At 62.6% G+C, this 1115-nt stretch carries 1 protein-coding gene; it reads left to right on the forward strand.

Annotated elements, in window-relative coordinates:
• Positions 1 to 163: 163 nt before the first annotated feature.
• The gene (locus UNPF46_RS35615) at positions 164 to 1105 is read left to right on the forward strand and encodes an IS110 family transposase (RefSeq protein WP_142253153.1); all 942 of its coding nucleotides are present in this window, start codon (positions 164 to 166) and stop codon (positions 1103 to 1105) included.
• Positions 1106 to 1115: the final 10 nt, after the last annotated feature.

A 1115-nucleotide genomic window follows, 5' to 3' on the forward strand; every position in this document is an offset into this window, starting at 1 on the left:
CCCTGTGTCTGAAAAGCCTGTCATAATGATGGTGGGCGGGAAGCCGTTGGGTCCTTGGCGCTTGACGCCGTGAGCCGGCTCGGTCTCCCGCCCGTTCCATTCAACAACCTGAACAGTTGCACGAGGCTGCGCCAACAGACCTCGCATCACAGGGACAGGCACCGTGATCATATCCTCTCGTTGCGTCGGAATCGACGTCTCCAAACATCATCTCGATATTTTCGATGAGGCCGTCGGTGTATCGGAACGCATCGACAACGCGACACACGCCATCACACAGCTGGTGGCGCGTTGGCGATGCGATGCGCTGGTCGTCTTCGAGGCTACGGGGGTCTACGACCTCGAGCTTCGTGAGGCACTGCATCGGGCCGGCATCCGCTTTGCCCGTATCAATCCGGCCCGTGCCCGCGACTTTGCCCGTGCCAGCGGCCAACTCGCCAAGACCGATCCGATCGATGCGCAGATGCTGGCGGCCTTCGCCCGCGCCATGAAGCCCGCCACCGAGCAGGCCGCGACACCCGCCCGCAACGCTTTGGCAAAGCTTGCAAAACGGCGGGACCAACTGGTTGCTATGCGAGCCCAGGAAAAGAACCGCCGCAGCGAAGCCGAGGACCGCGCCATGGCGGAACGCATCGCTCGCCTCATCGAGGTCCTCAATGATGAGATCGCTGAAATCGAGACCGAGATCAATGCGCTCGTCAAAGCCGAGCCGGAGCTTGCGGACGATGCACAGCTGATGCGCTCGGTGCCCGGCGTGGGGCCCGTCGCCTGCATGCAACTCCTCACCCAGATGCCCGAACTTGGGCGTCTCGGGCCGAAGGAAGTGGCCGCTCTTGCCGGCCTGGCTCCCTTCAATGTCGATAGCGGGGCTTATCGAGGCAAGCGCAAGATCGGCGGCGGACGAAAGCGCGTCCGCGACGCCCTCTACATGGCTGCTCTCAACGCCATTCGCCGCGCCGACCGCTTCAAGGCCTTTTACGACCGGCTGCGCCAAGCCGGCAAACCAGCGAAGCTCGCCCTCATTGCTGTCGCCAGGAAGCTGCTGACCATCCTCAACGCTATGCTGCGCGACCGAAAAATCTATAAGGTCGCACCGTCAACATAACAGTTGCCGG

Source organism: Bradyrhizobium sp. UNPF46, assembly GCF_006658625.1.
Taxonomy (GTDB): domain Bacteria; phylum Pseudomonadota; class Alphaproteobacteria; order Rhizobiales; family Xanthobacteraceae; genus Bradyrhizobium; species Bradyrhizobium nitroreducens.